8 protein-coding genes and 1 pseudogene are annotated in these 7372 nt (G+C 33.9%); 3 read left to right on the top strand and 6 right to left on the bottom strand.

Features of this window, described 5'->3' with window-relative positions; genetic code table 11:
• Positions 1-436: pseudogene (locus MVE07_RS06075) on the top strand (flagellar biosynthesis/type III secretory pathway protein); the annotation flags it as partial.
• Positions 437-544: 108 nt separating this feature from the next.
• Here the strand turns inward: MVE07_RS06075 and MVE07_RS06070 are convergent.
• The 6 genes from MVE07_RS06070 to MVE07_RS06045 are packed head-to-tail and all read right to left on the bottom strand — an operon-like array spanning position 545 to position 5417.
• Entirely contained in the window at positions 545-1117 is a 573-nt protein-coding gene (locus MVE07_RS06070) for a CDP-alcohol phosphatidyltransferase family protein (RefSeq protein WP_297455370.1), read from the bottom strand.
• Complete coding sequence (locus MVE07_RS06065; protein WP_297455368.1) at positions 1101-1739, bottom strand: phosphoribosylanthranilate isomerase; 639 nt, start codon at positions 1737-1739, stop codon at positions 1101-1103. The genes MVE07_RS06070 and MVE07_RS06065 overlap by 17 nt, the downstream gene beginning before the upstream one ends.
• Positions 1736-2338 carry a hypothetical protein gene (locus MVE07_RS06060; RefSeq protein WP_297455366.1) on the bottom strand — a complete coding sequence of 201 codons (603 nt, stop codon included), beginning with the start codon at positions 2336-2338 and terminating at the stop codon, positions 1736-1738. The genes MVE07_RS06065 and MVE07_RS06060 overlap by 4 nt, the downstream gene beginning before the upstream one ends.
• Positions 2335-4026, bottom strand: a complete 1692-nt coding sequence (locus tag MVE07_RS06055) for a tetratricopeptide repeat protein (protein WP_297455364.1) — start codon at positions 4024-4026, stop codon at positions 2335-2337. The genes MVE07_RS06060 and MVE07_RS06055 overlap by 4 nt, the downstream gene beginning before the upstream one ends.
• A 4-nt stretch (positions 4027-4030) precedes the next feature.
• A complete protein-coding gene (locus tag MVE07_RS06050; protein WP_297455362.1) occupies positions 4031-4918 on the bottom strand; it encodes a universal stress protein in 888 nt (295 codons plus the stop codon).
• A gap of 1 nt (position 4919) precedes the next feature.
• Positions 4920-5417, bottom strand: coding sequence for a 3-isopropylmalate dehydratase small subunit (locus MVE07_RS06045; RefSeq protein ID WP_297455361.1), 498 nt, complete (start codon positions 5415-5417; stop codon positions 4920-4922).
• A gap of 100 nt (positions 5418-5517) precedes the next feature.
• Between MVE07_RS06045 and MVE07_RS06040 the strand changes: the two genes are divergently transcribed.
• Both MVE07_RS06040 and fabG read left to right on the top strand, forming a co-directional pair.
• Positions 5518-6531 carry an NAD(P)-dependent oxidoreductase gene (locus tag MVE07_RS06040; protein ID WP_297455359.1) on the top strand — a complete coding sequence of 338 codons (1014 nt, stop codon included), beginning with the start codon at positions 5518-5520 and terminating at the stop codon, positions 6529-6531.
• An 83-nt stretch (positions 6532-6614) separates the two neighbouring features.
• Positions 6615-7349, top strand: coding sequence for a 3-oxoacyl-[acyl-carrier-protein] reductase (gene fabG, locus MVE07_RS06035; protein WP_297455358.1), 735 nt, complete (start codon positions 6615-6617; stop codon positions 7347-7349).
• Positions 7350-7372: the final 23 nt, after the last annotated feature.

The raw sequence follows: 7372 nt of genomic DNA, 5'->3' as shown, positions 1-7372 counted from the left end.
TCTACTTTTGAAACAAAGGTATCCTGATAAGTCCATCAAACAAATGGTTTTATATGTTGGAGATGGTAAACCCAACATGCAAAATTATTTAGAAACAGATAAACTAAAATTTAGTTATGAGATAAGGGATATAAAAGATATAGAATGCAAAGAACTTTTAGAAAGCGATAATTTAGAGGATAAAATACTTGCAGTTTTATGCAAAGTTGAGGATTTTAAGACATATATATTTACGCTAATTGATGAACTTTTAAAGTTGCCAGAGAAAAAAAGAGCAGACTATATAAGAAAACTATTGATAGCATTAAACTACAGACCTAAATTAAAAGAGAAGTTAGTGATAATTTTGGGGGAAAGAGATATGCCTTTGACTATAACTGAGGAAATGATGAAAAATGACCCTTTCTTTAAAGAAGGAAGATATAAAAAAAATTAAATCTATCTCCTGAAAAAATAGCAGATATTTTGGATGTATCTGTAGATTTTGTTAAAAAAGTAATTAAAGAAATTTCCTCGGAAGAATAAGGAGAATTAGAACATAAGTCTATGTCTTTTGATACATACAATATATCCTCTGGAAAGATGTTATAACTGCACCGATAGCAATCAAAAGAATTCCTATATCAACCCTGGCAAGAAAGACAGAAACAATCAGGATAATAGATCTTTCAGGTCTTTCAAAAAAACCAACCTTACATTCAACTCCAAGTCCTTCAGCTCTTGCCCTTGTATAACTAACTAAAAAAGAGAAAACAATTGCAATAAGGGATAGACCCAGAAGAATATCATCATTCCTAAAAATATAAACAACAGCCATTAAAGGAAAAGCATCAGAAAGTCTATCAATCACAGAATCTAAAAAAGCACCAAATTTGGTGGATTTGTCAAAACGCCTCGCAAGAGCACCATCAAGGGCATCACATATATTTCCCAGAGTAAGCAAAATTCCAGCAACTATAAAATTTTGAACAGCAAGGAAATAACTTCCTGTAACAACAAGGATAAACCCCAAAATTGTTAAAAAATTAGGTGAGATACCAATCTTATAAAAAAGCTCTATAACAGGGGTTACCTTTTCTTCAAAAACAGGTTTTATCTGTTTAATCAGCTGACTCATAATATTTCCTTGCTATCTCAATAAATCTTCTGGTTTTTTCTAAATCTTTTATTCCGGGTTCTTTTTCAAGTTTAGAAGAAGCATCAACCCCATATGGCTGTAAATCTCTTAAAATTTCCTCAAGATTTTCAGGTGAGAGTCCCCCTGAAAGAATAACTCTGTCATACATATCTATGACCTTTTTGGCAAGGTTCCTATCTATCTGTTTTCCGGTTCCACCATAAGCCTCTTCTGAGAATGCATCTATAAGCACCGTATATCCTTCCTTAAAAAACGGCTCCATTTTTTTGATATCTTTTTCTTCTTTTATTCTAAAAGCCTTAAATACCCTTTCTTTTGGGAAATTTTTAACAAACTCTATATCCTCGTCTCCGTGAAACTGGATAATATCTACAATATTAAGCAGCCTCTTAGCCTCTGATAATTCAGGGTTTACCACAACCACAACAGATTTTGCTTTGCCTTTTATTGCACTGGCTATACTCTGTATCTGTGGTATTTCTATATGTCTTGGACTTTTAGGAAAGTAAATCATACCTATATGAGTTGCCCCAAAATCTGCTATTTTTATTGCCTGTGGAATATGCCTGATTCCACAAACTTTTACAACGTAATCCCTCATTTTTCCCTGAGCTCTCTAATATATATTCTCAAAAGCTCCTGTCCATCTTGATAAAGGGTTATTTTTTCAGGTTTATCTTTGTTATATCTGTAAGCAGCTTTAAAGCCTTTATAACTAATCTCTACAGGTTTAAGGCTGTTATATTTCAAAACTGCTCCGTTATTTTCAACAATTAAAAATCCATCTTTACAATAATGTTTATCTTTCGGTGATATTTTAAACTGTCCTGTTAATAGCTCTTTTATATCAAAAGGGATTTTCAGATTAAAGTAATCCCAGTACATATCCAGGTCTTTACCACATAAATTTTCTCCTTGAGGTGTTACCACACATATTTTTTCCGGTGAATATTTAAGGGTGAACAACTTATTTCCAAAAGGTGTTCTGAAAGTCAGCTGACTTTTGTTTCCAAGGTTCCCGTAAAAAACAGTATATATTCCGTGGATAAAAAGATTACCTCTGATAAATTTATCCTTATTTTCAGTGGATAATTTTAATATCCTATCAAACTCTATCTCACAATCTGTCCTTTTTAAAGGTGCACAACTCCAGATAAAACCTATAAGGAAGATTAAAGACAAAAAGAGTATTTTTTTCATTTTTCAATTTTTTTTAACTTTTTTAAAATCCTATTTTTCAGCCCAGGTTCCCCTTCTTCCCCTGTCTTTTCTATTATAGAAAGGGCTTTTTTATAAAGCTTTATAGCTTCTTTCTTTTTACCAAGGGCTTCAAGAACTTCTGCCATATGCTCTGTTACAACCGGATCATCAGGCATTTTATCATAAGCCCTTTTAATATATTCGTATGCCTTTTTGTAATCCCCTTTCTTAAAATATCCCCATCCGAGACTATCCAGATAAGCAGGATTATCAGGAACATATTGGAGGGCTTTTTTCACTAATTCAATTCCCTTATCTACGGCTATGCCTCTTACTATGTAAGAATAGCCTAAATAATTTAAGGCATCCGGGAAAGCAGGTTTTAATTTTATCGCTTTTAGAAATGCTTTTTCTGCATGTCCCCAGTCACCTAATTTATCGTAATAAATACCCTCATAAAAATAAACAACAGGGTCAGAAGGACTTAACTCTTCAGCTTTTTTTACATACTCAAGGGCTTTAGCGGTATCCCCTTTTTCATCTTCAAGCTCTGCTATCATAAGCAAAATATGATGGTCTGTTGGCTGAAGTTTAAACATTTTTTGGAGAACATCTATAGCTAAATCATATTTCTTTTGTTTTGCATATACATCTGCCAGTCTTTCAAGGATATCTATATTTTCTGGATTTTGTTGTAATACTTTCAGGTAAAGCTCTTCTGCTAAATCATACTTTCCTATGCTTTCATAGGCCATTCCGAGAATCATTGCAATGGCAGGATTATCAGGATTTTTCTCATATAACTTTTCCAGGTCTTTTACAACTTCCTGTGCTTTATTTTCTTTCAGATAAAGAAGAAATTTTTTCAGCAGAGCATCTTTAGCATTTGGATACAACTTAACTATCTTATTTATTACCTTCTCTGCTTTTTCATTTTGGTCTGTCTGGACATATATCTGGAATAATCTATTTAACGCTTCAAGGTTTTTTGGGTCTCTCTCTAAAACCTTTTTATAAACTCTTTCAGCTTCTTTCCATTGTCTATTCTGAGAATATATAGTTCCAAGTAATGTAAAGGCAGGGGTATATAACGGGTCTATCTCTACAGCCTTTTCAAGCTCTTGAATGGCTTTCTGGTCTTCCCTTTTAAAAAGATATATCCTTGCAAGAATATAACGAATTTTTGCATCATTAGGATATAAACTGATTAATCTTTTTAAAGTCTTTTCAGCCTTATCAATTTTTCCCTGCTTTAAATATGTATCAACAAGAAACTTAAGTAATCTTTCATTATCCGGAAATTTTTCTATAGCCTTTGTAAGGATTTTTTCTGCTTTTGAAAATTCGTTTAAATGAATATAAACAGAAGCAGCATACATATATACTTCAGGTTTATTTTTTGAAGAAAATCTTTTTATATACTGATCAACAAAATACAGCGCTTTTTTCTTGTTATGTGCTCTAAGTGCTACCCTGATAGCCTCTTTGTATATTACCTCTTCTTCAGGTGCTATTTTTAAGGCCTTTTCACAGAAATAAAGGGCATCTTTATAATCGTTACTTTCTGCAGCATATTTACAAGCAGTATAATAAAAATACACATTTCCGGAACTTTCTTTTCCCTTTACAGCTGCACAGGAAAAAGCGATTGCACTCAGGGAAAATAAAGCAATTATTTTTTTTAACATTTTTCTACCTTCTTCTTACTATTAATACAGACACAGGAGAACCTTTAACAACTTTCATTGCAATTGTTCCAAGGAAAAATCTTTTTATATCCTTTCTCTGTCTTTTTCCTACAACTACAAGGTCTGGGTTAAAATCTTTTATAGCTTCTAAAATAGCTTTATCCGGTGATGCTTTTATAATTTCAAAGTCAGCTTTTAGGCCTTCTTTTTCTAATTCCCCTTTGAGCTGCTTCAACATTTGAATTTTTTTATTAAATACATTTTCATAAATATGTGCCAGGTGTGCAAAAACCTCTTCATTATCAGCATGAATAATATCTATCTCTGCATTTACTTTTTTAGCTATTTCTTTTGCTGTTTCAAGGGCTTCAATAGAATTTGGTAAAAAGTCATAACCACACAGTATTTTATTTAGCTGTGTAAGGGGTTTTCCTTTCACCACAAGAACAGAGCTTTTTGCCTTGTTTACTATCTTTTCTGCTTCGTTTCCAAGTAATAAACTACCTACAAATGTTTCCTTGTGGGCACCTATGACAAGCAGGTCAAAATTTCCGCTTTCACAGGTTTCAAGGATCTCTTCAGCAATATCACCTGTTTTAACAAGAAATTTAACTTTTAAGCCTTCTTTTTCTTTTATTTCCTCGGCTATTTTCTCAAGCTCTCTTGATGCTTTCTCAACAATTTCCTCAACAGTTTTGACTATCCTCGCAAATTCTTCAGGGTCTACCATAGGCTCAAGGTCATCCAAAGCAGCAGGGAAAATAAGATTTTCTACAACATGTATAAGTTTTAATTCGCTATTAAACAGCTTTGCAAGAAATACTGCCGAGTCAATGACCTTTTTACTATCCTCTGAAAAATCAACGCCCACAAGGATTTTTTTAAACTGCATCTTATTCTCCTTTCAGTTTATCTTTTGCATACTCCATTAATCCACCTGCTTCAAAAACTTTTTTAAGACTTTCAGGTAAAGGCTTGAATGTATATTCTTTTCCTTTGGTTTTGTTTATTATTTTTCCTTCATCAAAATCAATCTCAACAATATCCCCTTCTTCTATCTCTTTTGCAGCTTCAGGGGATTCTATAATAGGCAGTCCCAGATTTATTGCATTTCTATAAAAAATCCTTGCAAAACTTTCAGCAATAATAGCCCCTATTTCAGCTCCTTTTAAAGCCAGTGGAGCATGTTCCCTTGAAGAACCGCAACCGAAGTTTTTACCTGCAACGATTATATCCCCAGGCTGAACCTTATTAGGAAATTCTGGATCTGCATCTTCCATAACGTGCTTTGCAAGCTCTTTTGGGTCTGTTGTAACAAGATACCTTGCAGGAATTATCTCATCAGTATTAATATCATCACCAAATTTCCAAACTTTACCTTCTATTTTCAACAGAAAAACCTCCTGAAAAGATTTGAAATTACTTCAAATAATACCATAAAAGGCATTTTCGATGTAAGATAATGATAAAAGCTGTCTTTTGGAGGTTTTTATGAAGGTATATTTCTTTGGCGTAGAGGAGTGGGAAAAATTACATATTCAACGAAGACTAAAGGAGAAAAACCTTACCGGTGAGTTTTTCTTCTTGAAAGAAGCCCTTGATGAATACTCTGTTGAAAAAGCAAAAGATGCCGAAGTGGTAAGTGTTTTTATTTACTCTAAGCTTACGAAAGAAATAATAGACAAAATGCCTAATCTGAAACTAATCATTACCCGTTCATCTGGATACGACCATATAGATGTTGAATATGCAAAGCAAAAAGGTATTCAGGTTGCATATATTCCCGGATACGGAAATAACACCGTTGCTGAATACACATTTGCTCTTATCCTTGCCCTCGCCAGAAAATTTAAACCTATGATTGAAAGGACAACACAGGGTATTCTTTCCCGGGAAGGATTAATGGGAATAGATATAATGGGAAAAACCATTGGAATCGTTGGAACCGGTAGAATAGGAACCCATGTTGCAAAAATAGCCCATGGATTTGGGATGAAAATACTGGCTTATGACAGGTCAAAAAACAAAGAACTTGTTGAAAATTATGGCGTTGAGTATGTTGGACTTGAAGAACTTTTGTCAAGGTCAGATATAGTAACAGTTCACCTTCCCTATAACAAAGCAACACATTATTTAATTAACAGATTTAATATTAAACTTATGAAATTAGATGCAATGCTTATAAATACTTCAAGGGGTGAAGTTGTTGAGCTTGAAGCTATAATAGAAGCCCTTAAAGAAGGTAGACTTGCAGGAGGAGTTGGACTGGATACAATTGAGGCAGAGATAACTGTTGAAGAAGAGCTTATGAAAAAAACAGGACTAACGGCGTTTAAACTTAAAAAAGCAGCAGAAGCCCAGTATTTACTCAATCAAGAAAATGTAATAGTCTCTCCACACCTGGCATATTACACAAAAGACGCATCAGAAAGGATACTTGATATGACTGTTGATAATTTAGAAAACTTTATCAAAGAAGGAAAGCCTCTAACTCCTGTGCCATAAGGATAAAAGCTGGAAATCTCTGAAATTTATGAGTTTTATGGTATAATATCAGATATTTTTGATAAACCTCTGGGAGAGGAGTATTGGACTTTAAAGGAAAAACAGTTCTCGTAACAGGCTCAACAAGAGGAATAGGTAAAGCAATAGCTGCAAAGTTTGCAGAACACGGAGCTGATGTAATCATAACCGGCAGAAACAAAGGCACAGCTGAGGTTGTAGCTGAAAATCTGAAAAATGAATTCGATGTTAATGCCTATGGATTCAAACTGGATTTCTCAGAAGACATCCCTGCCCAGTGGAAAGAGATAGAAAAAGTTGCAGGAAATGTTGATATTCTTGTAAACAATGCAGGACTAACAAGAGATACTCTCTTCATCAGAATGAAAGATGAAGACTGGAACACAGTAATACAAACAAACCTGACCGGAACATTCAAGATAACCCAGCTTGTTGCAAAAGGTATGATGAAGAAAAGATGGGGAAGAATTATTAATATCTCCTCAATCATAGGATTTATAGGTAATGTGGGTCAGGTTAACTATGCCACAACAAAAGCCGGTCTTATTGGATTTACAAAATCACTTGCAAAAGAACTGGCTTCAAGGAATATAACTGTTAATGCTGTTGCCCCCGGATTTATAGAAACAGACATGACTCAGGAACTACCTGCTGAGATAAAAGAAAAATACCTTGAACAGATACCCCTTGGAAGATTTGGAAAGCCTGAAGATGTGGCAAATGCAGTTTTATTCCTTGCATCAGATATGGCTTCATATATCACCGGGGAAACAATCCATGTAAACGGTGGAATGTATTAAGAAAAATAAAATTTTTGGAGGTT

The sequence above is a fragment of the Persephonella sp. genome (assembly GCF_027023985.1).
Lineage (GTDB): Bacteria > Aquificota > Aquificia > Aquificales > Hydrogenothermaceae > Persephonella_A.
This window is presented reverse-complemented; position numbering and strand designations above follow the sequence as displayed.

Bases quoted from the DNA above. Each gene is read 5' to 3' on its own strand.
- MVE07_RS06060 (WP_297455366.1), bottom strand. From the start codon at position 2,338: ATGAAAAAAATACTCTTTTTGTCTTTAATCTTCCTTATAGGTTTTATC.
- MVE07_RS06065 (WP_297455368.1), bottom strand. From the start codon at position 1,739: ATGAGGGATTACGTTGTAAAAGTTTGTGGAATCAGGCATATTCCACAG.
- MVE07_RS06055 (WP_297455364.1), bottom strand. From the start codon at position 4,026: ATGTTAAAAAAAATAATTGCTTTATTTTCCCTGAGTGCAATCGCTTTT.
- MVE07_RS06070 (WP_297455370.1), bottom strand. From the start codon at position 1,117: ATGAGTCAGCTGATTAAACAGATAAAACCTGTTTTTGAAGAAAAGGTA.
- MVE07_RS06040 (WP_297455359.1), top strand. From the start codon at position 5,518: ATGAAGGTATATTTCTTTGGCGTAGAGGAGTGGGAAAAATTACATATT.
- MVE07_RS06050 (WP_297455362.1), bottom strand. From the start codon at position 4,918: ATGCAGTTTAAAAAAATCCTTGTGGGCGTTGATTTTTCAGAGGATAGT.